Annotated in this window: 20 protein-coding genes, 1 tRNA gene and 1 riboswitch; of the genes, 9 read left to right on the forward strand and 12 right to left on the reverse strand. The window is 71.1% G+C overall.

Features of this window, described 5'->3' with window-relative positions; all coding sequences use genetic code 11:
• The first annotated feature begins 11 nt into the window (after positions 1-11).
• Positions 12-4,373, forward strand: a complete 4,362-nt coding sequence (locus ACZ6JE_RS07120; protein ID WP_464318560.1) for an FtsK/SpoIIIE domain-containing protein — start codon at positions 12-14, stop codon at positions 4,371-4,373.
• 655 nt (positions 4,374-5,028) lie between these two features.
• On the opposite strand, the gene ACZ6JE_RS07125 is transcribed toward ACZ6JE_RS07120, so the two are convergent.
• Positions 5,029-7,140 carry a serine/threonine-protein kinase gene (locus ACZ6JE_RS07125; protein WP_464318561.1) on the reverse strand — a complete coding sequence of 704 codons (2,112 nt, stop codon included), beginning with the start codon at positions 7,138-7,140 and terminating at the stop codon, positions 5,029-5,031.
• A gap of 249 nt (positions 7,141-7,389) precedes the next feature.
• On the opposite strand from ACZ6JE_RS07125, the gene ACZ6JE_RS07130 reads away from it, so the two are divergent.
• Positions 7,390-7,572, forward strand: coding sequence for a PspC domain-containing protein (locus ACZ6JE_RS07130; protein WP_192061304.1), 183 nt, complete (start codon positions 7,390-7,392; stop codon positions 7,570-7,572).
• 39 nt (positions 7,573-7,611) lie between these two features.
• Here the strand turns inward: ACZ6JE_RS07130 and ACZ6JE_RS07135 are convergent, their stop codons facing one another.
• Both ACZ6JE_RS07135 and clpS read right to left on the reverse strand, forming a co-directional pair.
• Entirely contained in the window at positions 7,612-8,178 is a 567-nt protein-coding gene (locus ACZ6JE_RS07135) for a DUF2017 family protein (RefSeq protein WP_464318562.1), read from the reverse strand.
• Positions 8,175-8,483 (reverse strand): ATP-dependent Clp protease adapter ClpS, encoded by a 309-nt coding sequence (gene clpS / locus ACZ6JE_RS07140; protein ID WP_464318563.1) that lies wholly within the window; start codon positions 8,481-8,483, stop codon positions 8,175-8,177. The genes ACZ6JE_RS07135 and clpS overlap by 4 nt, the downstream gene beginning before the upstream one ends.
• 80 nt (positions 8,484-8,563) lie before the next feature.
• A riboswitch (ZMP/ZTP riboswitch) is annotated at positions 8,564-8,649 on the forward strand.
• Between the two features lie 38 nt (positions 8,650-8,687).
• Here clpS and glyA point away from each other — a divergent pair.
• Together glyA and ACZ6JE_RS07150 are read left to right on the forward strand one after the other, a co-directional pair.
• Positions 8,688-9,965, forward strand: a complete 1,278-nt coding sequence (glyA, locus tag ACZ6JE_RS07145; RefSeq protein WP_464318564.1) for a serine hydroxymethyltransferase — start codon at positions 8,688-8,690, stop codon at positions 9,963-9,965.
• Positions 9,966-10,156: 191 nt separating this feature from the next.
• Positions 10,157-11,065 (forward strand): bifunctional methylenetetrahydrofolate dehydrogenase/methenyltetrahydrofolate cyclohydrolase, encoded by a 909-nt coding sequence (locus ACZ6JE_RS07150; RefSeq protein WP_192061424.1) that lies wholly within the window; start codon positions 10,157-10,159, stop codon positions 11,063-11,065.
• 202 nt (positions 11,066-11,267) lie between these two features.
• Here the strand turns inward: ACZ6JE_RS07150 and galK are convergent, their stop codons facing one another.
• Together galK and galT are read right to left on the reverse strand one after the other, a co-directional pair.
• On the reverse strand, positions 11,268-12,473 hold the full coding sequence (gene galK, locus ACZ6JE_RS07155) for a galactokinase (protein ID WP_320479325.1): 1,206 nt from the start codon (positions 12,471-12,473) through the stop codon (positions 11,268-11,270).
• Positions 12,470-13,573 (reverse strand): galactose-1-phosphate uridylyltransferase, encoded by a 1,104-nt coding sequence (galT, locus tag ACZ6JE_RS07160; protein ID WP_192061308.1) that lies wholly within the window; start codon positions 13,571-13,573, stop codon positions 12,470-12,472. The genes galK and galT overlap by 4 nt, the downstream gene beginning before the upstream one ends.
• A gap of 79 nt (positions 13,574-13,652) precedes the next feature.
• Here galT and ACZ6JE_RS07165 point away from each other — a divergent pair, with 79 nt between their 5' ends.
• Together ACZ6JE_RS07165 and ACZ6JE_RS07170 are read left to right on the forward strand one after the other, a co-directional pair.
• Positions 13,653-14,546 carry a DeoR/GlpR family DNA-binding transcription regulator gene (locus tag ACZ6JE_RS07165; protein ID WP_320479326.1) on the forward strand — a complete coding sequence of 298 codons (894 nt, stop codon included), beginning with the start codon at positions 13,653-13,655 and terminating at the stop codon, positions 14,544-14,546.
• Positions 14,543-15,511 carry an aldose 1-epimerase family protein gene (locus tag ACZ6JE_RS07170; RefSeq protein ID WP_464318565.1) on the forward strand — a complete coding sequence of 323 codons (969 nt, stop codon included), beginning with the start codon at positions 14,543-14,545 and terminating at the stop codon, positions 15,509-15,511. Before ACZ6JE_RS07165 ends, ACZ6JE_RS07170 begins: the two co-directional genes overlap by 4 nt.
• 295 nt (positions 15,512-15,806) lie before the next feature.
• On the opposite strand, the gene ACZ6JE_RS07175 is transcribed toward ACZ6JE_RS07170, so the two are convergent.
• Positions 15,807-15,879: transfer RNA gene (locus ACZ6JE_RS07175), tRNA-Lys, on the reverse strand.
• A 96-nt stretch (positions 15,880-15,975) separates the two neighbouring features.
• On the opposite strand from ACZ6JE_RS07175, the gene ACZ6JE_RS07180 reads away from it, so the two are divergent.
• The 3 genes from ACZ6JE_RS07180 to ACZ6JE_RS07190 all read left to right on the forward strand — a co-directional run bounded on the left by ACZ6JE_RS07180 (position 15,976) and on the right by ACZ6JE_RS07190 (position 18,597).
• Complete coding sequence (locus ACZ6JE_RS07180) at positions 15,976-16,605, forward strand: DNA-directed RNA polymerase subunit beta (protein ID WP_192061310.1); 630 nt, start codon at positions 15,976-15,978, stop codon at positions 16,603-16,605.
• Between the two features lie 529 nt (positions 16,606-17,134).
• Complete coding sequence (locus tag ACZ6JE_RS07185) at positions 17,135-17,728, forward strand: sigma-70 family RNA polymerase sigma factor (RefSeq protein WP_192061311.1); 594 nt, start codon at positions 17,135-17,137, stop codon at positions 17,726-17,728.
• The gene (locus ACZ6JE_RS07190; RefSeq protein ID WP_464318566.1) at positions 17,725-18,597 is read left to right on the forward strand and encodes an anti-sigma factor; all 873 of its coding nucleotides are present in this window, start codon (positions 17,725-17,727) and stop codon (positions 18,595-18,597) included. Before ACZ6JE_RS07185 ends, ACZ6JE_RS07190 begins: the two co-directional genes overlap by 4 nt.
• A 110-nt stretch (positions 18,598-18,707) precedes the next feature.
• Here the strand turns inward: ACZ6JE_RS07190 and pstB are convergent, their stop codons facing one another.
• From pstB to ACZ6JE_RS07220, 6 genes are all read right to left on the reverse strand, one after another.
• On the reverse strand, positions 18,708-19,487 hold the full coding sequence (gene pstB / locus ACZ6JE_RS07195; protein WP_192061313.1) for a phosphate ABC transporter ATP-binding protein PstB: 780 nt from the start codon (positions 19,485-19,487) through the stop codon (positions 18,708-18,710).
• Between the two features lie 23 nt (positions 19,488-19,510).
• Complete coding sequence (pstA, locus tag ACZ6JE_RS07200) at positions 19,511-20,614, reverse strand: phosphate ABC transporter permease PstA (RefSeq protein WP_243215471.1); 1,104 nt, start codon at positions 20,612-20,614, stop codon at positions 19,511-19,513.
• The gene (pstC, locus tag ACZ6JE_RS07205) at positions 20,614-21,576 is read right to left on the reverse strand and encodes a phosphate ABC transporter permease subunit PstC (protein ID WP_192061315.1); all 963 of its coding nucleotides are present in this window, start codon (positions 21,574-21,576) and stop codon (positions 20,614-20,616) included. Before pstC ends, pstA begins: the two co-directional genes overlap by 1 nt.
• Positions 21,577-21,684: 108 nt before the next feature.
• Positions 21,685-22,779 (reverse strand): phosphate ABC transporter substrate-binding protein PstS, encoded by a 1,095-nt coding sequence (locus ACZ6JE_RS07210; RefSeq protein ID WP_414655518.1) that lies wholly within the window; start codon positions 22,777-22,779, stop codon positions 21,685-21,687.
• A 406-nt stretch (positions 22,780-23,185) separates the two neighbouring features.
• A complete protein-coding gene (locus tag ACZ6JE_RS07215; protein ID WP_192061316.1) occupies positions 23,186-24,127 on the reverse strand; it encodes an NUDIX hydrolase in 942 nt (313 codons plus the stop codon).
• Positions 24,124-26,292 (reverse strand): RNA degradosome polyphosphate kinase, encoded by a 2,169-nt coding sequence (locus ACZ6JE_RS07220; RefSeq protein WP_192061317.1) that lies wholly within the window; start codon positions 26,290-26,292, stop codon positions 24,124-24,126. The genes ACZ6JE_RS07215 and ACZ6JE_RS07220 overlap by 4 nt, the downstream gene beginning before the upstream one ends.
• Positions 26,293-26,362: the final 70 nt, after the last annotated feature.

Here is a 26,362-nt window from a genome sequence, read left to right on the forward strand (position 1 = left end):
GAGGAGCCCCCATGCGTGTCCTGATCGATCTCGACGGCGACCGACGGAGCATCGACGTCGATCGCTGGCAGAGCGCGGCGACCCTGGGCGAGCTCGTCACCACCGCCGGGGGAGCGCTCCACGCCGGCGACGCCGACCTCTTCGTCGACGAGGCCGCCGTGCCGCTCGACACCCCGCTCGACGAGCTCGTGCTGCTCGAGGGATCGCGCATCGCCCGCACCCCCGGCACGCGCCGACGCCAGGTCGCAGGCTGGAGCGTCACCCTCGCCGGCGGTCTCGCCGCCGGGCAGGTCGTCGAGGTGCCGCGCAGCCGGCCGCTCGTCGTCGGCCGCGCCCCGCAGGCCGACCTCGTGCTGCCGACCGCCAGCGCCTCATGGGAGCACTGCACCATCGAGAACGAGCCCGACGGCGAAGGGGTCCGAATCCGCGACGCCGGCTCGACCAACGGCACCCTGATCGGCGGCGAACGGGTCGACGCCGAGGGCCTCGTCATCACCGAGGCGACCACCGCCATCGTGGGCGGCGCCGTCCTGCTCGTCCGCCCCGCTCTGGCCGAGGTCACCGTGCCGGCGCCCGGGTCGCTGCACAACCTGACCCCCGCCTCCACGGCTCCCTTCAACCGCCCGCCCCGCCCGGGCCGAGCCGACGACGGTGAACCCGTGCAGCCGCCCGACCGCAAAGAGGTGCCCCCCGCCTCGAAGTTCAGCTACATCACCGTGCTCGCGCCGCTGCTGCTGGCCGGTGCGATGGTCGCGCTGCTCGGCGACGCCCGGTTCGCGCTCTTCGCGCTGCTCAGCCCGGTGACCGCGATCGGCATGTGGCTCGAGCAGAAGCACCGCCGCACGAAGAACCTCCGCGAAGAAGAGGAGCGCTTCGAGAATGCCATCGGCGAGTTCTCCGCCGAGATCGCCGAGGCGGCGGCCGAGGAGGCGCGGCGCCGCTTCGATCTCGTCCCCGACCCGGCGACGGTGCTGCGTCGCCCCGAGCTGCCGACCACGCTCCTCTGGCAGCGTCGGGTCGGCGCCGACGACTTCCTCGCGCTGCACGCCGGCATCGGCGACGTGCCCTGGCGGCCCGCCCTCGACGACCGCGGCTCCACCCGCAGAGACGACCGCGTCAAGGAGGCCCTCGCCGCCGGGCGGCTCGCCTCGGCTCCCGTCGTCGTCGATCTGACCGACGCCGGCGTCGTCGGCATCGTGGGCGACCGTGCCGGGGCGCTGGCCCTCGCCCGCAGCCTCCTGGCCCAGGCCGCCGTGCACTGCGGCCCCGCCGACCTCACGATCGGCACCTTCTGCGACCCCGGTCGCGACGGCGATTGGGAGTGGGCCTCGTGGCTGCCGCACACCCGTCAGGTCGGCAGCAGCACCGGCGACCGCTGGATGTCGGCCCGCCGCGAGGCGAGCGTGTCGATGCTGCGCGGCCTCCGCGAGACGGTCGACGAGATGCCGACCCCGGCCCTGCTCGTCGTGCTCGACTCCGAGGTGCTGACCGAGGGGCGCGACGCCCCGGCCCGCGCGATCCTCGGTCACGGCCGCTCGACGCCCGGTTCGTCGCTGCGTCCGAACGAACGCAGCGTGCGCGTGAGCGGCATCGTCATCGCGACCAGCGAAGAGCAGCTGCCCGCGTCGTGCACCACCGTCGTCGTGGTCGGCGAGGATGCCGCCGCGACCGTGCACCGCCCCGAAGACCGCACCCGCGTCGACGACGTCGTCCTCGCGGGGGTCGACGTGCCCACCGCCGAGGAATGCGCCCGTCATCTCGCCCACTTCGACGACCCCGAGCTGATCGTGCCGGGCGCCTCGCTGCCCTCCCTCGTGCGCCTGCCCGAGCTGCTCGGCGTCCCGCGGGTCGACGCCGAGTCCGTGCAGTCGATGTGGCGCGCCCGCACCGGCGTCTCGACCCCGATCGGGTCGTCCGAGTCGGGGGTGCTCACCCTCGACCTCGTCGCTGACGGACCGCACGGACTGGTCGGCGGCACCACCGGTTCGGGCAAGAGCGAGTTCCTCCGCTCGCTCGTCGCCGGGCTCGCCGCGCGCAACGACCCGACGCGGCTGAACTTCATCCTGATCGACTTCAAGGGCGGCGCGGCTTTCGCGGCCTGCGAGCGGCTGCCCCATACGATCGGCACGATCAGCAACCTCGACGAGCAGCTCGCCGACCGCGCCCTCCGATCCCTCGAGGCCGAGATGCAGCGCCGTCAGCGCGTCTTCGCCGAGGCGGGCGACGACATCGACAATCTCGAGGCGTATCTGGCGACGTCTCCTGCGGAGCCGATGCCGCGCCTCCTCCTGGTCGTCGACGAGTTCGCGATGCTCGCGAAGGACTTCCCCGACGTGCTCAGCTCGCTCGTCAGCGTCGCCGCCGTCGGCCGCACGCTGGGGGTGCACATGATCCTCGCCACGCAGCGCCCGGCCGGCGTGGTGAACGACGACATCCTCGCGAACACGAACCTCCGCGTCGCGTTGCGGGTGCAGAGCCGCGAGGACTCCAGCAACGTGATCGGCGTGCCGGCGGCCGCGGGCATCTCGCGCGCGCAGACGGGTCGCGCGTACGTGAAGCTCGGACAGGACGACATCACCCCCGTGCAGACCGCCCTCGTCACGGGGCGCGCCCTCGAGGCGGCGGCCGAGGCCGTCAGCGTGCGCGAGATCGGCCAGTTCGGCGTGCCCGCCCCGCGCCCGGCGCCCCCGCGCGCCTCGGCGAAAGACAGCACCGACCTCGACGAGCTGATCGACGCGATCGTCGCGGCCGACTCCGAGGCCGGCTTCGCGCCTCCTCGGCAGGTCTGGCCGGAGGCGCTGGGCGAGTCGATCGCGCTGGCCGGGTTCCCGACGGCGGAGTTCCCGACGGCGGAGGGCGACGGCGACGGGTCGGGCGACGACCGCGCGTCGGGCCACGACCGCGTGCGCGGCGGCGGGCCGCAGGTCGGCGGGGTGGTCGGCGACCGGGTCGTCGTGGCACTGGCCGACGAGCCCGATCTGCAGCGGCAGAGCCCTGCCGGGTGGGACATGGCGCAGGGCAACCTGCTCGTCATGGGGATCCCGGGCAGCGGCACGAGCACGACGCTCGCGTCCCTCGCGCTCGCCCTGGCGCGAGAGACCGACCCCGCCGACCTCGACCTGTACGTGCTCGACCTCGGCTCGCGCGATCTCGCGCCGCTGGCCGATCTGCCGCACACCGTCGCCTACGTCGGACCGGGTGCCGGGGCGAAGGAGCAGCAGGCGCGGTTCCTCCGGCATCTGCGCACCGAGCTCGAAGCCCGCCGCGCCGACCCGACCGGCCGTCGTCGCGCCGTCGTGCTGCTCGACGGGCTGGCCGCGCTCCGCGACGAGCTGCAGGACTACGAGGGGCAGCAGCTGCTCGACCTGCTCTACCGCGTCTACGCCGACGGGCCCGCGCTCGGGCTCTCGTTCGCCGTGTCGACCACCCGTGCGAAGGCGGTGCCGTCGGCGATGGACGAGGTGACGACGCAGAAGTGGCTGTTCCGCCTCGCCGACCCCTACGACTACGCGTCGCTCGGGGTGAAGGGCAAGAGCATCCCCGCGCCGGTGCCCGGTCGTCTCGTCGACGTGACGAACCGGCTGCAGATGCACGTCGCGACCCCGGCGGGCAGCCTCGTCGAGGCCGTCGCGCACGTCGCCTCCGTCTGGAGCGACGCCGCCCCCAAGTCCAACGCCATCGGACAGCTGCCCGACGACGTGCGCGTCGACGAGCTCGGCCTCGCCCCGACCTTCGACGACGAGCCATGGCGCCTGCCGATCGGCATCGGCGAAGACGACCTGACCCCCGCCGTGCTCGAGGTCTACGAGGGCGAGCACGTGCTCGTGGCAGGGCCCGCACGGTCGGGCAAGTCGACGCTGCTGCTGGCGATCGCCGAGTCGATCCGGTCGGTGTCGGGTTCTGCGCGGCCCGTCGTCTGGGGCATCGGCGACCGCCGTTCGCCGCTCGCCCATGCTCCGCTCGACCGGGTCGCCGTCGGCGCCGACGAGGTGCCCGCGCTGCTCGCAGCGCTCCGTCTCGAACGCGGACCGGTCGTGCTGCTGATCGACGACGCCGAGCGCTTCGACGACACCGACCAGTCGATAGCAACCCTGCTCGCATCGAACCGGCCGGGCCTCTGCGTCATCGCGGCGGGTCGGTCGGCCGACCTGCGCACGCTCTACGGGCACTGGACGAAGACCGTCCGCAAGTCGCGCTGCGGCGTGCTGCTGCAGCCCGACGTCGACTACGACGGCGAGCTGCTCGGCGTGCCCCTGCCGCGGCGGGCGCCGGTCGCACTGACCCAGGGGCGCGGCTACGCCGGTGCAGGAGGCGCGGTGCGGCTCGTGCAGGCGATGAGCCCGAGCGTCGCGGAGCCGGCCCGCACGGCCTGACCCGCGCCTCCTCGGCGTCGTGCCCGCGGTCGCCGCCGTGCCGGGCCGGGGCGTGCCGGGGCGTGCTCGGGTGCGCTGAGGTGCGCTGAGGTGCGCTGGGCGTGCTCGGCTCGGCGTGCTGGGGTGCGCCCGCACGCAGCCGTATCGAGGGTGGTCAGAAAGCGTCCTTCCGGGTGCCGCGAAGGGCGTTTTCTGACCACTCAGGTGGTCTGCCGACGTGGGCGCGGGGTCGAGTGGTCAGAAAGTGTCCTTCCGCGCGCCGCGAAGGGCGTTTTCTGACCACTCGATTGCGGTGGCGATGCCGGGGTGGCGCGGGCGCGGGTGGGGACGACCGCGAGTGGTCAGAAACTGTCCTTCCGGGTGCCGCGAAGGGCGTTTTCTGACCACTCGTGTCGGGTGGCGACGCCGGGGTGACGTGGGCGCGGGCGCGGGTGGGAGCGGGGTCGAGTGGTCAGAAATTGTCCTTCCGAGTGCCGTGAAGGGCGTTTTCTGACCACTCGAGTGGGGTGGCGACGCCGGGGTGGGGCGGTCGCGGGTGGGAGCGGGGTCGAGTGGTCAGAAACTGTCCTTCCGCGGGCGGTGAAGGGCGTTTTCTGACCACTCGATGGGGCGACCCGCGCACGCACGTCGGCCGGCCGGCCGGGCGGACCGACGGCTAGTCGCGCGTCGTGATGCTGAAGGGCGAGCTCTCGAGGTTCGTGAAATTGCCGACGGTGGCGCGCAGCACGCACGCGGGCGCGATCGACAGCGCCGTGACCACGAGCCCGTCGGACGACACCGCCAGCGCCCCGCCGCAGCCGTCGGCGAACCGCACGCCCTCCTCGCCGCCCGCAACGTCGACGAGCATCTGCGACGGCGACCCGGTGCTCGGGCTCGAGTACAGCGGGTTCAGCTCGTCGGGACCGCCGGCCCAGACGGGCACGAGGGTGACGGTCAGCGGCGTCTGGCTGACCGTGCGCGACGGCGTCACGACCTGGACCCCGAGGAGGCGCTGCGCCGGATACGCGGACCCGGTCACGGTCTCGTCACCGGTCGCCTCGGTCGTCGCCGCCGCTGCCGCATCGAGCCAGGCGTCGAGCGCCGTGGCGTCGGCGAACTCCGCAGGGAGCGTCGCCTCGACCTCGACCTGACCGCCCGCGGGCACCTCGACCCCCGTGAGGGACCAGCCGCAGTCGACCGTCACCCCGGTGACGGAGGGCTGGTTGCGGGTGCCGGTCGCGCCGGTCCAGGTGACGGGCGGGCAGCCGTCGCCGTCGGCGGCCGCGGGCAGCACCTCGAGCAGCGGGCCGGTCAGCGGGGCGCTCTGCGCGGCGTAGGCGATCGTCACCGAGACGGTGCCCGCCTCGGGGTCGTAGCTCGCGTCGCGGACGATCGCCAGCCCCGTCGGCAGCGCCGTGTCGCGCTGGCTGGCCGTGGCCGCGTCGGGCGAGGTGGGGGTCTCTTCGGCGGGGGAGTCTCCCGGCAGCAGCACGACGAGCCCGATCACCAGCGCGGCGATCAGCACGACGCCCAGCGCAGCGAACGCCGCGACCTTGTTCGTGAGCCAGACGGGCCGCCACCCGGGGGTGTCGGCCTCAGCCGCCGCGGCCGCACGGGTCGGCGGTGCCACGCGACGGGGCATGGGCCGCACGATCGTGGCCGAGCCGCCGGTGCCGAGGTCGGGTCGGGGCTCGGCGAGGGCGGCCGCGGCCGCGTCGGAGCCGGCCGCGTCGGGGTCGCCGGCCGCCCCGGACGACCGGCTCGCGCCTCCTGGGATGGTGTCGGGCGAGGCGGACCCGGCCGCCGCACCTCGGACGATCGTCGCCGGCCGTTCGACGTCGTCGAAGCCCTCGGGTGCGACCACCGGTGCGAGTGCCGGCAGCTCGGCGTGGGCCGCTGCGAGCCGACGCATCGAGCTCGCCGCGTCGGCGGCCGACGGGCGTGCCGCGGGATCCTTCGACAGCACCGACTCGAGCGCAGCCCACAGATCGGCCGGCACGTCGAGGGGCGGGGGAGTCGAGGTGACATGGCGGTAGGCGACCGTGAAATCGGTGCCGGGCCCGGCGAAGGGCGTGCGGCCCGACAGCAGCTCGTAGAGCATCACACCGGTGGCGTAGACGTCGCCGGGCCCACCCGAGCGACCCTGACTGATCAGCTCGGGCGACATGTACTGCGGCGTGCCGAGCAGCCCGGTGGTCTGCCTCAGCTTCTCGTCGACCACCGAGGCGATGCCGAAGTCGCTCACCCGCACGGCACCGGTCAGACCGGGGCGCCACGGCTCGGAGAGCAGCACGTTGTCGGGCTTCACATCGCGGTGCGTGACCTGGCGTGCGTGCGCGGCCGCCAGGGCGTCGAAGACCTCGGCGACGAGAGTCAGGGCGTCTCGAGCGGGCAGGGGCCCGGTGGAGGCGAGCAGGTCGCGCACCGAACCGCCGGGCACGAGGTCCATCACGATCGCGAGACGGTCGCCCTCGACCACCAGGTCTCGCACCCGCACGATGCTCGGGTGACGCAGCGACAGCAGCACCGAGCGCTCGCGCACGAACCGCTCGACCAGGCCCGCGTCGTCGGCGTGCTCGGGTTTCAGCAGCTTCGCGGCGGCCTCGCCGGAGTCGGCGGGTGCAGCGTCGGCAGGCGAGCCGTCGGCGGCGCCGTCGCCGCCATCGTCAGGCGTCACCTCGGCTCGCGCCACGGAGACTCGCCACACCTCGCCGACCGCGCCTGTGCCGATCAGCTCGACGAGTCGATAGGACGCACCGAGAGCCTCCCCTGACCGCGACTGCGCCACTGCTTCCCCCTCGTGTACCCCCGTGCGGCCGATCCGGGCCCGCGCCCGACCGTTCCACCCCTCATCGTACTGACCGCACCGGCACCGGATGCGCGCGGCGCGGGGCGCTGTGGAGACGACGCGACGCAGGCCGCGGAGACGACGCGACGCACGCCGCGGAGACGACGCTGATCACGCTGTGGAGACGACGCGACTCACGCCCATCGGACGTGCTGGACCTCTGTCGGTGGTCGATGCCATGCTCGATCCATGGCTACCCTCACTCGTCCCCGCCGCGGCAAGGTCATCGCCGGCGTCTGCGCCGCGCTCGCCAACCGCTTCAACCTCAGCCCGTTCTTCGTGCGACTGCTCTTCGTGCTGTCGATCGTGCTGCCCGGGCCCCAGGTGCTGCTGTACGTGGTGCTCTGGGTGCTGTTCCCGAAAGAGAAGTAGGCGCGACCTGCCGCGTGGCGCTGGCCAGGCCGACCCCGCTCAGCGACGCGTGAGCGTCTGCAACAGCGACTCCTGCAGGTAGCCGAGCCAGTCGAACACGGCGTGCATCGCGCGGAGGTGCGGTTCGGCGTCGTCGGGCATCCCCGCGTCGGTGACGCCGAGGCGGGTTCCGAGGGTCAGCCGCAGATCGGTCAGGCTCCGCAGCCACGCCTGCTGGGCGGCGGTGTCGAGCCGGCGCGCGTCGGGGCGAGGTCCGCGCGGTCTCGACCCGCGCCTCCTCGGCTCCGGGTCGGCGGTCGTCGGGCCGGTGTCCACGCCCGACGGCTCGGGCGGCCGGTCGGCGAGGGTCGCGAGCACGACGCGGGCGTTCGAGATCTTGCGGTTCGTCAGGTCGTCGGCGGTGAACCGTCTGAACTCCGAGGCGGCCTCGGCGTCGTCGGGGTAGGCGGACGGCAGGAGGCGCGCGACGGCGGCATCGTCGGCGTCACCGTGCTCGAGCAGCTGCACCACCTGCCTGGTCAGGTCGATCAGCAGCGCGCGCTCGTGCTCGGGCAGCTCGAGCAGCACGTCGTCGCCGCCGCGCTCGCGACGGAACGGCAGCTTCACTCGTCGGCCTTCGACACGGTCGCCCACAGGCCGTAGTCGTGCAGAGCCTCGACGTGGCGTTCCATCTGCTCGCGGGGCCCCGTCGCGACCGTCGCCTTGCCGCCCGTGTGCACCTGCATCATCAGGCGTTCGCAGCGTGCCTTCGGGTAGCCGAAGTAGGTCTGGAAGACGTAGGTCACGTACGACATCAGATTGACCGGGTCGTCCCACACGAGAGTCACCCACGGGGTGTCGGGGGCCCCGAGGAGGCGCAGGTCGGCCTCGGCCCGGGTGCCGGTGCGTTCTTCGTCGAGGGTCGTGCTCACCTCACCAGGGTGTCACGCCCGGCCGTCGTCGGGTCGCCCGGCGCCCGGGGCCTACCCGGTGCCGGGCGGTCGCGTTATGCTGGGGCGGTCGCGACTGGCGTTCAGATGGTCGACCATCGGGGAGCGACTGACACACGGTTGGTGGCCGTACGCCTGGGCCACGACACCAGATCCCGTCCGTCCCGTGTGCCGAGGAGCAGTCCCATGACCGTCAACCAGAAACTCCCGTCGACCTTCAACGAGCCGCTCTCGGTCGTCGACCCCGAGATCGCCGCCGTGCTCGAGCAGGAGCTGGGTCGCCAGCGCGACTACCTCGAGATGATCGCGTCCGAGAACTTCGTGCCCCGCGCCGTGCTCGAGTCGCAGGGCTCCGTGCTGACCAACAAGTACGCCGAGGGCTACCCGGGTCGCCGCTACTACGGCGGCTGCGAGTTCGTCGACGTCGCCGAGAACCTCGCCATCGAGCGCGCCAAGTCGCTGTTCGGCGCCGACTTCGCCAACGTGCAGCCCCACTCGGGTGCGCAGGCCAACGCCGCGGTGCTCGCCGCGCTGGCCGACATCGGCGACACCATCCTCGGTCTCGAGCTGTCGCACGGCGGTCACCTGACCCACGGCATGAAGCTGAACTTCTCGGGCAAGATGTACAAGGCCGTCGCCTACGAGGTCGACCCCGAGACCTACCTGATCGACATGGACGTCGTCCGTCGTCAGGCAATCGAGCACAAGCCGAAGGTCATCATCGCCGGCTGGTCGGCTTACCCGCGTCAGCTCGACTTCGAGGCGTTCCGCGCCATCGCCGACGAGGTCGGCGCGTACCTCTGGGTCGACATGGCCCACTTCGCGGGTCTCGTCGCGGCGGGCCTGCACCCGTCGCCCGTGCCCCACGCCCACGTCGTCTCGTCGACCGTGCACAAGACCCTCGCCGGCCCGCGCTCGGGTGTGATCCTCTCGAACCACGAGCCGCTGTTCAAGAAGCTCAACTCGGCCGTGTTCCCCGGCCAGCAGGGCGGCCCGCTGATGCACGTCATCGCGGCCAAGGCCACGGCGTTCAAGCTCGCCGCCGAGCCCGAGTTCAAAGACCGCCAGGAGCGCACGATCCGCGGCGCTCAGCTGCTCGCCGCCCGCCTGATGAAGGACGACGCGCAGGCGGCCGGCGTCGACGTGCTCACCGGCGGCACCGACGTGCACCTCGTGCTCGTCGACCTGCGGGCCTCCGAGGTGGACGGCAAGCAGGCCGAGAACCTCCTCCACGAGGTGGGCATCACCGTCAACCGGAACTCCGTCCCGTGGGATCCTCGTCCGCCGATGACGACGTCCGGCGTGCGAATCGGCACGTCGGCCCTCGCGACGCGCGGCTTCGACGACACCGAGTTCACCGAGGTGGCCGACATCATCGCCCTCGCCCTGATGCCCGAACCCGACATCGCGGCCCTCGCGGCACGGGTCAAGGCGCTGACCGACGCGTTCCCCCTCTACGCGTGACGGCGGGCGCGACCGGGTCGACCCGCGCCTCCTCGGGAGACGTCGTCGATCCGGTGCTCGACGTGCCGACCGCCGGTGCGCAGACGGCCGCCGCTGCGCCGACCGCTGATGTGCCGACCGCCGGTGCGGCGGCCGACGTGCCGACCGCTGATGTGCCGACGGCCGACGTGCCGGTGCTCGACGCGCCGGTCGTGCCTCGCGAGCGGTTCGTCGCCGGTGACGAGTCGACCGCGATCCGCATCGACGGGACGGCGCTCGCCGCGGCGGTGAAAGACGACCTGAGGGTGCGGGTCGAGGCGCTGAAGGCGCGGGGGATCGCCCCGGGGCTCGGGACGATCCTGGTCGGCGCGAACCCGGGGTCGCTCTCGTATGTCGCGGGCAAGCACCGCGACTGCGCCGAGGTCGGCATCGAGTCGATCCGCATCGACCTGCCCGATACCGCGAGCGAGGCCGAGATCCGCGGCGCCATCGAGACGATGAACGCCGACCCCGCGGTCACGGCCTTCATCATCCAGCTGCCGCTGCCCGCCGGCATCGAGCCGACGGCCATGCTCGAGCTGATGGACCCGGCGAAGGACGCCGACGGACTGCACCCCGTCAACCTCGGCGAGCTCGTGCTCGCGGTGCCCGGCGGCAAGGGGTCGATCGACACGCCGCTGCCCTGCACACCGCGCGGCATCGTCGAGATGCTGACGGCGTACGACATCCCGATCGCGGGGCGGCACGTCACGATCATCGGCCAGGGGCTGACGGTGGGGCGCCCGCTCGGGCTGCTGCTGACGAGGCTCGAGGCGACCGCGACGCTGACCCACTCGCGGACGGCCGACGTGGCCGCCGAGGTGCGTCGCGCCGACATCGTCGTCGCGGCCGCCGGCGTCGCGGGGCTCGTGAAACCCGACTGGGTCGCACCCGGGGCCGCCGTGATCGACGTGGGCATCACCCGCGTGCTGAACGACGAGACGGGCAGGTACCGGCTGCGTGGCGACGTCGACCCGGCGGTCGCGTCGGTCGCCGGGTTCCAGTCGCCCGTGCCGGGCGGGGTGGGGCCGATGACGCGCGCCATGCTGCTCAAGAACGTGGTCGAGGCCGCCGAGCGCTGATCCGCCGAGCGCCCGGCGCCCGTCGCCCGGCGCCCGTCGCGCGTCGCCCCCGGGCCACGACGCCACCGACTCGACACGACGCCACGAGATCCGGTGGCGTCGTGTCGACCTCGTGGCGGCTTGATCCCCCACGACGCCAGAAGGTGGACACGACGCCAGGTTTAAACCCGGCGTCGTGTCCACTTTCTGGCGCGCTGGCGCGCTAGGCGTCGCGGCGCGCGCCCTCGTCGGCGTTCACCGTGAAGACGGTCGGGGCGGCGAAGCCCGCCTCGGCGAAGGCCGCGACGACGGCCTGCTCGACCGCGGCGCGTGCCTCCGTCGGCACGAGCGCGATCGCCGAGCCGCCGAAGCCGCCGCCCGTCATGCGGGCGCCGAGAGCACCCGACGCCTGGGCGGTGGCGACCGCGAGGTCGAGCTCGGGAACCGAGATCTCGAAGTCGTCGCGCATCGAGACGTGCGAGGCGTCGAGCAGGTGCCCGATGGCGCGGGCGCCGTCGGTCCGCAGCGTGCGGACGGTGTCGAGCACGCGCTGGTTCTCGGTCACCACGTGGCGCACGCGGCGGAACGTCTCGTCGTCGAGCACCTGCTCGGCACGAGCGAGGTCGTCGGCGTCGAGATCACGCAGGGACGAGACACCGAGGGCTGCGGCCCCTCTCTCGCAGGAGGCGCGGCGATCGACGTACCCGCCGGTCGCGTGCGCGTGCTCCACCTTCGTGTCGACCACGAGCACCTCGAGGCCGGCGGCGGCGAAGCCCAGCTCGACGACGTCGGCGTCGAGGCTGCGGCAGTCGAGGAACACGCCCGAATCGGCCCGCCCGAGCAGCGACGCGGACTGGTCCATGATGCCGGTCGGTGCGCCGACGGCCTCGTTCTCGGCGAGCTGCCCCACGGCGGCGAGCGTCGAGCGGTTGACGTCGATCGACCAGAGCTCGGCGAAGGCCAGCGCCACCGAGCATTCGAGGGCGGCCGACGACGACAGACCGGCACCGACGGGCACGTCGGACTCGACGAAGAGGTCGAGACCCGTGGCGGTCGACAGGTCGACGCCCGAGAGGTCTCCGCCGGCGGCGCTGAACGCGGGGGACTCGGCACGCGTCGGGGCGACCTGCAGCGCCCAGGCGATGCCGAAGACGTAGCTCGACCAGCCCGACATCGACGCCGGGTCGAGGGCGTCGAGCGAGATCTCGTGCACGCCGGCCTCGAACGACGACGAGACGCGGAGCAGGCGATCGGTGCGGACGCCGACGGTCACGGTGGTGCGTCGGTCGATGGCGAACGGGAGCACGAAGCCGTCGTTGTAGTCGGTGTGCTCGCCGATGAGGTTCACGCGGCCGGGGGCCGACCAGCGGCCGACGACCTCGGTGTCGAACACGTCGGAGAACCCTCGGGGTGTGGTTGTGTCGGTCATGCTCGTTCGATCGCCTCTCTGATCAGGTCGGCCTGGGCCTCGGGGACGAGGTCGCCGATCCAGGCTCCCATCGCCGCCTCCGAGCCGGCCAGGAACTTCAGCCGCTTCTCGGCTCGTCGCGGCGACGTGATCTGCAGGTTGAGCCGCACGGTGTCGCGGCCCACGTTGACAGGAGCCTGGTGCCAGGCCGAGATGTACGGGGTGGGGTCGCCGTAGAGGGCGTCGACCCCCCGCAGGAGGCGCCGGTACATGATCGCGAGCTCGTCGCGTTCGTCGCCGGTCAGCCCCGCGAAGTCGGGCACGTGACGGTGCGGCAGCAGGTGGATCTCGATCGGCCAGCGGGCCGCGAAGGGCACGAACGCCGTGAAGTGCTCGCCGGCGAGCACGACGCGCGGGCCCTCGCGCTCGGAGTCCAGCAGATCGGCGAACAGCGTCGGTCCGTACGACTCGATGCTGCGCAGCAGACCCAGCGTGCGGGGTGTGATGTACGGATAGGCGTAGATCTGACCGTGCGGGTGGTGCAGCGTGACGCCGATCGCCTGGCCGCGGTTCTCGAACGGGAAGACCTGCTCGATGCCGGGCAGCGCCGACAGCGCCTCGGTGCGGTGCGCCCACGCCTCGACGACGGTGCGCGCACGCGACTCGCTCAGCTCGGCGAACGAGCCCTCGTGCTCGGGGCTGAAGCAGACGACCTCGCAGCGGCCGACGCTGCGACGCGTGCGGCCCATGCCGAGGCGGGCGAGGTCGTCGACGCCCTCGGGCGCCTGGTCGTCGGTGAGCAGGGGCCCGAACGAGGGCGAGCGGTTCTCGAAGACCGCGACGTCGTAGACGTCGGGGATCTCGGACGGATTGGTGGGCGACGCCGGGGCGAGCGGGTCGAGCTCGGCCGGAGGCAGGAACACCCGGTTCTGCCGGGACGCGGCGATCGACACCCAGTCGCCCGTCAGGACGTCCTGCCGCATCGTCGCGGTGTCGGGGCGCGGGTCGAGCACACGGGCGTCGGCCTTGCGGTCGGGGCCGAGCGTCGTGTCGGCGTCGTCGAAGTAGATGAGTTCACGCCCGTCGGCGAGCACCGTGGTGCGGGTGGCGATCGACGCCATGGGGGAGCCTCCTCGGTCGTGCCTCGCACCGCAGGATTTGCAGTTGCGAAAGCACCTGAAAGCATACGAAAATGACGAGGTGAACGCCAACCCGATCGACGAGCAGCTGCCGGCCGGTCGCCGCCGTGATCGGATCGCCGACCTCGTCGGTCGGCGCGGCTTCATCCGCACCGCCGAGCTCGCCCGCGAATTCCGCCTCTCCGAGGTGACGATCCGCACCGACCTCGAGAGTCTCGCCTCCGACGGTCTGCTCTCACGCGTGCACGGGGGTGCGCTCTCTCTCGACCGGCCGGTCGTCGAGCGCCCGTTCGAAGAAGAGAGCTCGGTCGGCATCGAGGCCAAGCGGGCCATCGGGGTGACCGCCGCCTCCTTGGTCCGGTCCGGCGACTGCGTCGTCATCGACGTCGGCACGACGACCACCCAGATCGCCCTCGCGCTGCTCGAGCGAGACGACCTCGACGACGTCGTCGTCGTGACCAACGGTCTGACCATCGCGCTCGCCCTCGAGCAGGCGGTGCCGCGCTTCACGGTGATCGTGTCGGGCGGCACGCTCAGGCCGCTGCAGCACTCGCTGGTCAACCCGCTCGCGACCAGCGTGTTCGCGAGCATCACGGCCGACGTGGCGTTCATCGGCTGCACCGGCGTCGACGCCGCGCACGGGGCGACCAATGTCAACCTGCCCGAGACCGATCTGAAGCGGCTGATGACGCAGACCGCGCGGCGGTCGTACCTGGTCGCCGACGGGGCGAAGCTGGGGGAGGCGCATCTCGGCGTCATCGCTCCCCTCGACACGTTCGAGGCCCTCGTGACGGCCGGGGCGTCGGGTGCTGACATCAGCGGACTCCGAGGTGCCGGTCTCACAGTGATCGAGGCCGATCGGGACGACGACGACGCGGCGGCGCGCGACGATGGCGGCCATCGCCACGAGGGCCATCACCGCCCTGAGGGTGACGAGACAGGAGACGCGACATGACCGAGCCATCCAGCGAGGGCCCCTGTCCGGCGACCATCCATCCGCCCACGGGTGCGCAATACCAACTGTCGCTCGACGAGGCCGGGCACGAGGTCGGCGCGATCGTGACCGAGGTCGCAGCGGGCATCCGGGCGTTGTCGGTCGACGGGCATGCCCTCACCGAGACCTTCGCCGAAGACGAGACCCCGCCGTCCGCCTGCGGCATCACGCTGTTCCCGTGGCCGAACCGGGTCGACGGCGGCCGGTGGACCCTCGACGGCGTCGTGCAGCAGCTCGATCTCACCGAGCCCTCGAAGGGCAACGCGTCTCACGGCCTGCTGCGGTACACGGCCTACCGGCCCCTCGTCGTCGAGCGGCATGCGGTGACCCTCGGGGCGACCGTCCACCCGCAGCACGGGTTCCCGTTCCAGCTCGACCTGACCGTGCGGCACGAGCTGGTCGTCGACGGCATGCGGGTCACGCAGACCGTCGCGAACGTGGGTCGGGGCAGGGCGCCGTTCGCGGTCGGCGCGCATCCGTTCCTCCGCGTCGGCGACCACGACCCGGCGACGCTCCGGGTGACGCTCGATGCGGCCACCCGGTCCGAGGTCGACGATCGCAGCATCCCGACGGGTACGGCCCCGGTCGCCGGCACCGAGTACGACCTCACCGCCGGGCCGCTCGTCGGCGACCTCGATCTCGACACCGGGTACCGCGACATCGCTCCCGACGACGCCGGCATCCGCCGGACCCGCCTCACGGCCCCCGACGGCTGGGCCACCGAGCTCTGGCAAGACGAGGCCTTCCCGTTCGTGCAGGTCTTCACGCCTCGCAACTTCCCCCGCGGGGGAGTGAAGGGGCTCGCGGTCGCAGCCGAGCCGATGACGGCTCCCGCGAACGCCCTGGCGAGGGGTGAGGGGCTCGTCTGGCTCGACGAAGGCGAGACCTGGTCGGCCCGGTGGGGCATTCGGCGGACCCGCGCTTGACCCCGATCCGCTGAGCGGCTGTCCTGTTTGCGCACTCTCGCGCAGATCGTTTCTTTGTGTAGAAAAGCGCGATACCGTGAATCGTCCGGCTGGTTACCGGACGACAGTCGCCGGGTAACGCAGGTGGCCGCTCTTTTCCTGATCCGAATGGCGGCCTCGCCCGCCCGGTGCATCGTGCCCCCGGTCCCGACGCCCAGCGCCTCGGAGCCGGGGGTGCGGTCCGTCACCGACGGTGGGGTGCGGCGCACAGGCGTGACGCGGTTGGCGGAGCGCCGTGCTCGACGCCGGAGAAGAGTGGGCCCCATGGGGCTCGAACCCATGACCCGCGGATTAAAAGTCCGATGCTCTACCAACTGAGCTAGAGGCCCTCGGCGACAACAATACGGGATCATGCGCGGCGCCGTCGTCGCTCGGACGCCCCGCCGGGGGAGTGAGTGTCAGGGGTCGCGCCTATCGTTGAGGCGATGCCAAGAGACTTCCACCGCCCCACCCAGTTCTCCGGCGCCGAGTTCGAGGCCTTTCAAGGCGGAGACGACCCGGCGACGATCAACCGCGTCGCCCACGAGTCCGCCGCGGCGCTCGTCGCCCGCGTCAAAGACGACCCGTCGCCCGAGATCCTCGACCGCCTCGTCAGCTACACCGACCTCCACGGCATCGACGCCGTCGCCGAGCTGTGGGCCCACGCCGGGGCGCACACCCTGCCCGGCGCCCTCTGGCGCATCTACCTCGTGCGGGCGGTCATCCGGCAGAACCCGGCCGACATCACGTTCCTCTTCGAGCGCGGCGTCGAGTCGTCGTCGACCATCGACCCCATCGTCGCGGGTGCCCCGGCGCCGGCCAGCCCGGAGGAGATCCTCGAACTCGCCGACCTCATCCTCCGCGGCGTGTTCGTCGGCGACTTCGCGACGGCGCTCGAGCGAGGGGCGGCGTTCTGCCGCCTCGCCTCCGCCGGGGCCACGAATCTCGCAGACGACCACGACTCGATCGGCTCCGACCACGCCTCCGACCTGACCCGCCGGGCACTGCGGCTCTCCGAACTCGCCGTCGATCTCGTCGCCTGCGCCCACCTCTGGCGCACCGACAGTCTCGACTGACCCCTGCCTCGCGCCACCCGCCCGATGCAAGTCGGCGGGCGCATCAGGTCGCGGATTTCGCACCCGGCGAACGTCGAGGCGGATGCCCGCGACAGCGGGTAACATCGACTCTCGCCGGGCCGCAGTAACCCCGGGCTCCAAATTTAGCCGCTTCGAGCGGCCTCGCGCCGAGAGGCGTTTCTGCGGCCTGGCACCTCTTCCGGCTGAAGCCGACATCACCAGTCGTGCATCGCCCGCAAACTCGCCCAATCCGGCTGCGAGCTCGTGCCGAACCAAGTGTGTGAGAGCGCAAGCTCCTCCGCCGGTTCCGGTCTCCCTAAGACCGGGGTCAGTGGTCCGCTTCCTCCACGAGGCCCTCGGCGTGTTTACCATCCCAGGCGGTGCGCCTCGCGGAGGGAGCGGACACACTCCACGTCACCCGACGTGCTGTCCACAATCGCAGGCGCGAAGCGTCCTGCACGACCCGACGCGGCCGTCACGATCTTCTCGTGAACAGGCCCCTGAGAAGCGCACGGAGGTGAACCCTGACATGCTGAAGCTCGTGACCCGAGAGACCGAGATGCCCGACGCGGCGCAACCGTCGTCCCCCGACGAGCTGCTGCACAGGGTCGCCGGCGGCGACCAGGTCGCATTCGGAGAGCTGTACGACCAGACTGCGCCACGGGTGCTGGGTCTGATCAAGCGCCTCCTGAAAGACCACTCGCAATCCGAAGAGGTCGCCCAAGAGGTGTTCCTCGAGATCTGGCAGACGGCGTCGCGCTTCGACACGACGCGCGGCAGCGCCGCGAGCTGGATGCTCACCATGGCTCACCGGCGGGCGGTGGATCGCGTCCGCGCCTCGCAGGCCGGTCGTGACCGCGACCTCCGGATCGGCGTCCGCGACATGGCTCCCGAATACGACTCGGTCACCGAGTCGGTCGAGATCCGCATCGAGCACGAGCGCGTCGAACGGGCTCTGGCCCGATTGACCGAGCTCCAACGCCAGGCGGTCCAACTGGCCTACTACGGCGGCTACAGCCACAGTGAGGTGGCCACCATGCTGGGGGTGCCGATCGGCACCGTCAAAACACGACTCCGCGACGGAATGATCCGACTTCGCGACGAAATGGGGGTTGCCTCGTGAACGACCGCAACGAACCCACCGGCACCGATGGTGTCGGCGAAGCGACGGAGAACCTCTCCGGCGCGTACGTGCTCGACGCCCTCGGCGACGACGAGCGACACGCCTTCGAGGGACTCCTCGACGGCTCACCCGATCTGCAGAGAGAAGTGGCCGATTTGCGCGAGACAGCACTGTTGCTCGCTCACGCGGCACAGCCGGTGGCACCCTCGGCCGAGCTGCGGAGCTCGCTGATGGAGAAGATCGCCCGCACACCCCAGCTGCCGCCGTTGCGGCAGCCCGAGATCGCCGGAGGCGCGGGTGACGAGCACGAGCGCGTCGCCCCGCAGCGTCGTCCCGTCCCCGAGATGGAGCCCACCGAGACCGAGGCGCGCATCCTGCGTCCGACCGGTGCCGCCGAGCGTCGCTGGTTCACCCGCCCCGCCGCGATCCTCGGCGCTGCTGCAGCCGCTGCCGGTCTGTTCTTCGGCGGAGGCGCCGTGATCTCCGCAGTCAGCGGCCCGGGTCAGTCGCAGGAGGCGACGGCTTCGGCTCTCGACGAGATCTACGCCGCGTCCGACTTCCAGCGCACGGTGGCCGAGGTCAGCACGGGCGGGACGGCCACGCTCGTCTGGTCGAACGAGCTGCAGCGCAGCGCGATCGTCGCCGACGGCCTCGAGTCGCTGCCCGGCGACCGCACCTACGAGCTCTGGTACATCGGCGACGACGGCCCCATCCCGGCGGGCACGTTCGACACGACGACCGACTCGGCCGTCACGCAGGTGCTCAAGGGCGAGATGTCGCCCGGCGACGTCGTCGGCGTCACGATCGAGCCGGCCGGCGGCTCCGACCAGCCGACCACCGAGCCGATCGTGGCCCTGCCGAGCGCCTGACGCGACGCGACCCCGAGAACGACGAGAGGCGCCCCACCTGCTGGTGGGGCGCCTCCTCGGCTCTCCGGGGTTCTAGACCGGCTGGGGCCCGGACCGGCCCGAGGGCTCGATCAACCGAAGCGGCCCGAGACGTAGTCCTCCGTCGCCTGAACGCTCGGCTTCGAGAACATCGTGGCCGTGTCGTCGTACTCGATGAGCTTGCCCGGCTTGCCCGTGCCGGCGATGTTGAAGAACGCCGTCTTGTCGCTGACGCGGCTGGCCTGCTGCATGTTGTGGGTCACGATCACGATCGTGTACTCCTGCTTCAGCTCCTCGATGAGGTCCTCGATGGCGAGCGTCGAGATCGGGTCGAGGGCCGAGCAGGGCTCGTCCATCAGCACGACGTCGGGCGAGACCGCGATCGCGCGGGCGATGCAGAGACGCTGCTGCTGCCCGCCCGACAGACCCGAGCCGGGCTTGTCGAGGCGGTCCTTGACCTCGTTCCAGAGGTTGGCGCCCTGCAGCGACTTCTCGACCAGGCCGTCCTGGTCGCTCTTCGACATGCGGCGGTTGTTGAGCTTCACACCGGCGAGCACGTTGTCGCGGATGCTCATCGTCGGGAACGGGTTCGGGCGCTGGAAGACCATGCCGACCTGACGACGGACGAGCACCGGGTCGACGCCGGGGCTGTAGAGGTCGTTGCCGTCGATCAGGACCTCGCCGTCGACGTACGCCCCGGGGATCACCTCGTGCATGCGGTTCAGCGTGCGGAGGAAGGTCGACTTGCCGCAGCCGGAGGGGCCGATGAAGGCCGTGACGGTGCGGGGCTCGATGGTGATGTTGACGTCTTCGACGGCCTTGAACTTGCTGTAGAAGACGTTGAGGTCACGGACCTCGATGCGCTTGGACATGGTTCCTCCGGGTGGTTCCTGGCCTAGCGGCCGAGCTTGGGTGCGAAGATTCGGGCGATCAGACGGGCGAGCAGGTTCAGCGCCATGACGATCAGGATGAGGGTGAGGGCCGAGGTCCACGCACGGTCGATGTAGGCGGCCGCGTCGGTGCCCTGGCTCACGTACGAGCTGTAGGCGAAGACCGGCAGCGACTGCATGCGGCCGTCGAACAGGTTGTAGTTCATGCTCGCGGTGAAGCCGGCGGTGATCAGCAGCGGGGCGGTCTCGCCGATGATGCGTGCGATGGCGAGCATGACACCGGTCGTGATGCCGGCGATCGACGTGGGGAGGACCACCTTGAGGATGGTCAGCCACTTCGGCACGCCCAGCGCGTACGCCGCCTCGCGCAGCTCGTTCGGCACGAGCTTGAGCATCTCCTCCGTGCTGCGGACCACCACGGGGATCATCAGCACGGCCAGGGCGACGGAGCCGGCGGCGCCCATGCGGACGCCTTCGCCGAAGAAGATGACGAACAGGGCGTAGGCGAACAGACCCGCGACGATCGACGGGATGCCCGTCATGACGTCGACGAAGAACGTGATCGCCCTGGCCAGACGGCCCGTGCCGTACTCGACGAGGTAGATCGCGGTCAGCAGGCCGATCGGCACCGAGATCACCGCGGCGAAGGCGGTCATCAGGACGGTGCCCACGATGGCGTGCAGGCCACCGCCTCCTGCGCCGACGACGTTGCGCATCGACTGGGCGAAGAAGTCGCCGTCGAAGCGACCGGAGCCGGCGGTGACGACCGTGATCAGCAGCGAGACGAGTGGGATGAGGGCGATGATGAACGCCGACCCGACCAGGGTCGTGACGACGCGGTCCTTCGCGCGGCGGATGCCCTCGACCTGCATGGCGACCACGAAGACCAGAGCCGCGTAGAGGACGGTGCCGAGGATGAGCGCGGGCACCCAGTTGAAGCCCTCGGTGACCCCGGCGGCCTGCAGCAGGGCGAAGACGACGCCCATGATGATCCAGCTGCCGATGAGGATGATGACGGGGGCGCCCTTGGGCAGGCGTCCGGTCGTCAGGGTGTTGACGGCCTGGCTCTCGCGACGCACGCCGCTCGTGGTGGGGGTGGTCGTGGCCATCAGTTCGCTCCCGAGAAGGCCTTGCGGCGGTTGATGACGAAGCGGGCGATCGAGTTGACGATCAGCGTGATGACGAACAGCACGAGGCCCGTCGCGATCAGGGTGTTGATGCCGATGTCGTGCGCCTCGGGGAACCTCAGCGCGATGTTCGCGGCGATGGTCGACGAGTTGGTGGACGTGAGGATCGCGGGGTTGATGACGAGCGCCGGCGACAGCACGAGGGCCACGGCCATCGTCTCGCCCAGGGCGCGCCCGAGACCGAGCATGGCGGCGGAGATGATGCCGGGGCGGCCGAACGGCAGGACGGCGATCTGGATCATCTCGAAGCGCGTGGCGCCGAGGGCCAGCGCGGCCTCTTCGTGCAGCACGGGCGTCTGGAGGAACACCTCGCGGCTGAGGGCCGTGATGATCGGCAGGATCATCACGGCGAGGACGATGGAGGCGGTGAGCAGCGTCCGTCCCGTGCCCGACACCGGGCCGGCGAAGATCGGGATCCACCCGAAGGTGTCGACCAGCCAGGTGTAGAACGGCTGGATCGCAGGGGCGAGGACGATGCTGCCCCAGAGGCCGAACACGACCGACGGCACGGCGGCCAGCAGGTCGATGATGTAGCCGAGACCCTGCGCGAGGCGGCGGGGCGCGTAGTGCGAGATGAAGAGCGCGATGCCGATGGCGACCGGCAATGCCATGAGCAGGGCGAGGGCAGCCGCGTAGACCGTTCCGAACGCGAGGGGGCCGACGTACTGGAAGAACGAGTCGGGGAACCCCGAGAGCGAGATGTCGTCGGCGTTCGCGGTGAGCGCCGGGATGCTCTGGACGACGAGGAACAGCGCGACCGCGGCGAGGATCGCGAGGATCAGCCCGCCGGCGACGATCGTGCTGCCCGCGAAGATCCGATCGGCGGGACGACGCCGGGGTTTTGGCGCCTGGGGCGGCGCCGAGGTCGTAGCGGGGGCGGTCATCGGACGGATCCTCCGGGTGATCGGTGTTCGAGTCGAGCGGGGCGATTCAGGCAGACGGCCCGGGAACGCACGCGGTGCGCCCCCGGGCCTGTCGTGTGGTGCGGGTCGTTACTTGATCAGCTCGATCGCGGCGGCGACCTGGGTCGAGAGCTCGCTCGAGATGGGAGCCGAGCCGGCGGCCTCGGCCGCGACCTGCTGGCCCTCGTCGCTCGTGACGTAGCTCAGGTACGACTTGACCAGCTCGCCCTGCGCGGCGTCCTCGTAGGACTCGCACGCGATCAGGTAGCTGACGAGGACGATCGGGTAGACGCCGGCGGCATCGGTGGTGCGGTCGATCTCGATGGCGATGTCGCCCTCGGTGCGGCCCTCCTCCTCGGGGGAGGCGTCGACGATGGCCGCGGCGGCCTCGGGTGAGTAGCCGACGAACTCGTCGCCGACCTTGACCTTGGCGACACCGAGGTCACCGGCGCGCGACGCGTCGGCGTAGCCGATGGTGCCGGTGCCGTTGGTGACCGCGTCGATGACACCCGAGGTGCCGGTGGCGCCCTCGCCGTCCTTCGTTGGCCAGACGCCGTCCGCCTCGGCCGTCCACACGTCGGGGGCGGTCTTGTTGAGGTAGTCGGTGAAGTTCTCGGTGGTGCCCGAGTCGTCGGCGCGGTGCACGGCCGTGATCGGCGTGCTCGGCAGGTCGACGCCGGGGTTGTCGGCGGCGATCTCGTCGGCGTCCCACGTGGTGATCGAGAGGTTGAAGATGCCGGCGATCGTGGCGGGCGACAGGTTCAGCTCGGTGATGCCGTCGAGGTTGAAGACGACCGCGATGGGCGAGACGTAGGCGGGCAGCTCGACGATGCCGGTGTCGGGCGTGCAACCGGCGAAGGTGCTCGACGAGATCTCGTCGGTGGTGAACGCACGGTCCGAGCCGGCGAAGGCGGCCGCACCGGAGATGAAGCTCTCGCGCCCGCCACCCGAACCCTGGGGGTCGTAGTTGACCGTGACGCCCTCGTTGGCCGTCTGGTAACCGGCGACCCAGGACTCCTGCGCAGCCTGCTGCGACGAGGCGCCGATGCCGGAGATCGTGCCGGAGAGGTCGGAGCCGCCCTCGGCGGAGCCGGACGAGCCGCCTTCGTTCGTGGCGCAGGAGGCGAGGAGCATGGTGCCGACTGCGGCGATGGCGACGAGGCTGCCGGTGCGCTTGAAATTCAAGTGTGATTCCTTCTCGGGTGGTGACGACTGTGTTCTGAGACCGGGTTCCGGCCCCTGCGAGACGCTACGTCGACGGGTTAACCACGGTCGCCCGTCTCGGTGAACGGCAGGTAAACGGGCGGGGAACATCGGAGCCGTCCGCGGCGGCGCTCCGACGCGTTTCGCGCGCCAGGGTGTTGGTGTGCAGATCGCGACGGATCTGGGGCGGAACGGGGTGTTTCGACGAAGATGAGCGGCGTGCCGCGGCCGTTCGGTCGGGTTCGGCACGGCTGCAGCCGTCCGCGCGGTCGCGATCTGCACGCGGGGCGCGGTCGCGATGTGCACAGGGGGCACGGTCGCGATCTGCACAGTCGGGCGCCGCGCGCGGGCAGGGGGGGCACCGGCGCGCGGGCCGAGCGGCGCGGCGTCAGGCGAGCGGGCCGTGCGTCTCGACGGCGACCAGCGAGGCGTCGGTGGTCGACACGTGCAGCACCGTGTACTCGCCCGGCGACAACGAGGAGGCGCGGCGCAGATCGAGCCGTTCGCCCCCCTTGGTCGCGAGCGCGATCTGACGGATCAGCTCGGGCAGCACGGGACCGTGGCTGCAGAGCACCGCACTGGTGCGCTTCTTGAGACGCTTCGCGACGACGCTCGCGACGTCGTCGGAACCGTTCTCGAACGAGTCCTGGCTGATGGCGTCGGTCTGCTTGACGCCGACGCGGGTGAGCGCCGAGAGGGGCTCGAGCGTGGCGAGGCAGCGGGCGGCCGTGCTGCTGACGATCCGCTGCGGTGACCAGGCGGCGATCCCGGGGGCGATCGACTTGGCCTGCCGACGACCGGCGGGGAGCAGCGGTCGTGTGGCGTCCGAGCCGCTCCAGTCGCCGGGGGCGGTCGTCTTGGCATGACGCAGGGCGACGAGGGCGAAGGTGCGGGCGTTCTTCGCCGCGACGCGGTCGGCGAATCGCGCGAGCACGTCGGCGTCGCGCTCGTAGGTCAGCTTGGCGCGGGCCTTGTCGATGCCGACCCACTCGATGGCGCCGACCTCGCTGTTGGGCGTGAACTCGCCGGCGGCGACGAAGGCCTCGTCGGTGACCTCGGCGGCCCAGTAGTGCACGATCTTGTCGCGGCCGCCGGGCATGACGTACTCGACGTGCCCGAGGGGGGCGCCGAGGGCGACCCGGTAGCCGGTCTCCTCCCTGATCTCGCGCACGGCCGCCTGAGGCGTCGACTCGCCGGGGTCGACCTTGCCCTTGGGCAGCGACACGTCGCCGTGATGATCGCGATGGATCAGCAGCACCCGGGCCTTGCCGTCGACGAAGCGGAAGAGCACGGCGCCCGCGGCGACGACGGTCGTCGAGGCGACGGTCACCGGCTGCTCCGCTTGCGCTGGTTGATCTGCTTCATCAGCGCGTTCTGCAGGTCGACCAGCGGGCGGCCCGACTCGTCGCGCGCGTGCCGCGTCCACGTGCCGTCGGCCTCGAGCCACCACGACGCGGTCTCGTCGCTCATGGCGCTCTCGAACAGCGACGCCACCTCGTCGAGGTGGTTCTGCTGGGTGAGGCGGACGAGCGCCTCGACACGGCGGTCGAGGTTGCGGTGCATCATGTCGGCGCTGCCGATGAACAGCTGCGGGTCGCCGTCGTTCGCGAACCAGAAGAGCCTGGAGTGCTCGAGGTAGCGGCCGAGGATGGACCGGACCCGGATGGTCTCGCTCAGACCGGGCTGCCCGGGCTTGATGGTGCAGATGCCGCGCACCCAGACGTCGACCGGCACCCCGGCCTGGCTGGCCTTGTAGAGCGCGTCGATGATCTGCTCGTCGACGATCGAGTTGATCTTGATCTTGATGCCCGACGGGCGACCGGCCTGGGCGTTCTCGATCTCGTTCTGGATCTGCTTCAGCAGACCGCGGCGGAGATAGCGCGGCGCGACCAGCAGGCGCTTGAACTTCTTCTCGATGGCGTAGCCGGAGAGCTCGTTGAACAGACGCGTGAGGTCTTTGCCGACCTGGTCGTCGGACGTGAAGAGGCCCATGTCTTCGTAGATGCGGCTCGTCTTCGGGTTGTAATTGCCCGTGCCGATGTGCGTGTAGTGCTTGAGCGTGCCCTTCTCCTGGCGGATGACCAGGGCGAGCTTGCAGTGCGTCTTCAAGCCGACGAGGCCGTAGACGACGTGCACGCCGGCCTTCTCGAGCTTGCGGGCCCAGGTGATGTTGTTCTGTTCGTCGAACCGGGCCTTGACCTCGACCAGCGCCAGCACCTGCTTGCCCGACTCGGCAGCGTCGATCAGGGCCTCGATGATGGGCGAGTCGCCGCTGGTGCGGTACAGCGTCTGCTTGATGGCCAGCACGTTGGGGTCGGCGGCCGCCTGCTCGAGGAACGCCTGGACGCTCGTCGCGAACGATTCGTACGGGTGGTGCACGAGGATGTCCTGGCGGGCGATGCTGGCGAACATGTCGGGCTTCATGTTCGGCTCGGTCGGCTGCAGCTGCACGGCCGTGGTGGGCAGGTGCTTCGGGTACTTGAGGTCGGGGCGCGACATCTTCGTGATCTCGAACAGCCCGGCGAGGTCGAGCGGCGCGGGCAGCTTGTAGACCTCTTGATCGGTCACGTCGAGCTCGCGCACGAGCAGCTCGAGCGTCACGGGATCCATGTCGTCGGTGATCTCGAGACGGATCGGGGGCCCGAAGCGACGACGCAGCAGCTCGCGCTCGAGGGCCTGGATGAGGTTCTCCGACTCGTCTTCGTCGACCTCGACGTCTTCGTTGCGGGTGACGCGGAACACATGGTGCTCGACGACCTCCATGCCCGGGAACAGGTCTTGCAGGTGGTTCGCGATGAGGTCTTCGAGGGGGATGAACCGCACGCGCCCGGATTCGTCGTCGGGGAGCTGGACGAAGCGCGGCAGCATCTGCGGCACCTTGAGGCGCGCGAACTCCTGTCGCATCGTCTTCGGGTTGCGGACCCGGATGGACAGGTTGAGCGACAGCCCGGAGATGTACGGGAACGGGTGCGCCGGGTCGACGGCGAGCGGCATCAGCACGGGGAAGATCTGCTCGGTGAAGATCTCGCGCATGCGCACGCGGTCGGCCTCTTCGAGGTCGGACCACTTCTCGACGTGGATGCCGGCCTCGTCGAGGTCGGGCTTGACGATGTCGAGGAACGCGCGCGCGTGCCGCTCTTGCAGCTCGTGCGCCTTGTTGCTGATGTCGGCCAGCACCTCGTTCGGACCGCGGCCGACGTTGGTCGGCACCGCCAGCCCGGTCGCGATGCGACGCTTCAGACCGGCCACGCGGACCATGAAGAACTCGTCGAGGTTGCTCGCGAAGATCGCCAGGAAGTTCGCCCGCTCGAGCAGGGGGGTGCTCGGGTCTTCGGCGAGCTCGAGCACCCGCTGGTTGAACGAGAGCCAGCTGAGCTCACGGTCGAGGTACCGCTCGGCGGGGAGGGTGCCGTCTTCGAAGCTGACGATCTCGTCGAAGTCGTCGAGGAAGTCGGGGGTGACGCCGGCGCCGTCGACTCGGGGTTCGCTGTCCATCGTCCTATCGTGCCACCGCCCGGGCCCCTCGCGACGCCGCTCAGGTAAACGGTGGATGACGAGGCCCGGA

This window comes from Frigoribacterium sp. AC759, from assembly GCF_979256015.1.

Excerpts from the sequence above, each read along its gene's own strand:
- ACZ6JE_RS07120 (WP_464318560.1), top strand. The coding sequence starts at position 12 with ATGCGTGTCCTGATCGATCTCGACGGCGACCGACGGAGCATCGACGTC.
- glyA (WP_464318564.1), top strand. The coding sequence starts at position 8,688 with ATGACCGTCAACCAGAAACTCCCGTCGACCTTCAACGAGCCGCTCTCG.
- pstC (WP_192061315.1), bottom strand. The coding sequence starts at position 21,576 with ATGACCGCCCCCGCTACGACCTCGGCGCCGCCCCAGGCGCCAAAACCC.
- galK (WP_320479325.1), bottom strand. The coding sequence starts at position 12,473 with ATGACCGACACAACCACACCCCGAGGGTTCTCCGACGTGTTCGACACC.
- ACZ6JE_RS07220 (WP_192061317.1), bottom strand. The coding sequence starts at position 26,292 with ATGGACAGCGAACCCCGAGTCGACGGCGCCGGCGTCACCCCCGACTTC.
- ACZ6JE_RS07170 (WP_464318565.1), top strand. The coding sequence starts at position 14,543 with ATGACCGAGCCATCCAGCGAGGGCCCCTGTCCGGCGACCATCCATCCG.
- pstB (WP_192061313.1), bottom strand. The coding sequence starts at position 19,487 with ATGTCCAAGCGCATCGAGGTCCGTGACCTCAACGTCTTCTACAGCAAG.
- pstA (WP_243215471.1), bottom strand. The coding sequence starts at position 20,614 with ATGGCCACGACCACCCCCACCACGAGCGGCGTGCGTCGCGAGAGCCAG.
- ACZ6JE_RS07180 (WP_192061310.1), top strand. The coding sequence starts at position 15,976 with ATGCCAAGAGACTTCCACCGCCCCACCCAGTTCTCCGGCGCCGAGTTC.
- ACZ6JE_RS07130 (WP_192061304.1), top strand. The coding sequence starts at position 7,390 with ATGGCTACCCTCACTCGTCCCCGCCGCGGCAAGGTCATCGCCGGCGTC.
- ACZ6JE_RS07185 (WP_192061311.1), top strand. The coding sequence starts at position 17,135 with ATGCTGAAGCTCGTGACCCGAGAGACCGAGATGCCCGACGCGGCGCAA.
- galT (WP_192061308.1), bottom strand. The coding sequence starts at position 13,573 with ATGGCGTCGATCGCCACCCGCACCACGGTGCTCGCCGACGGGCGTGAA.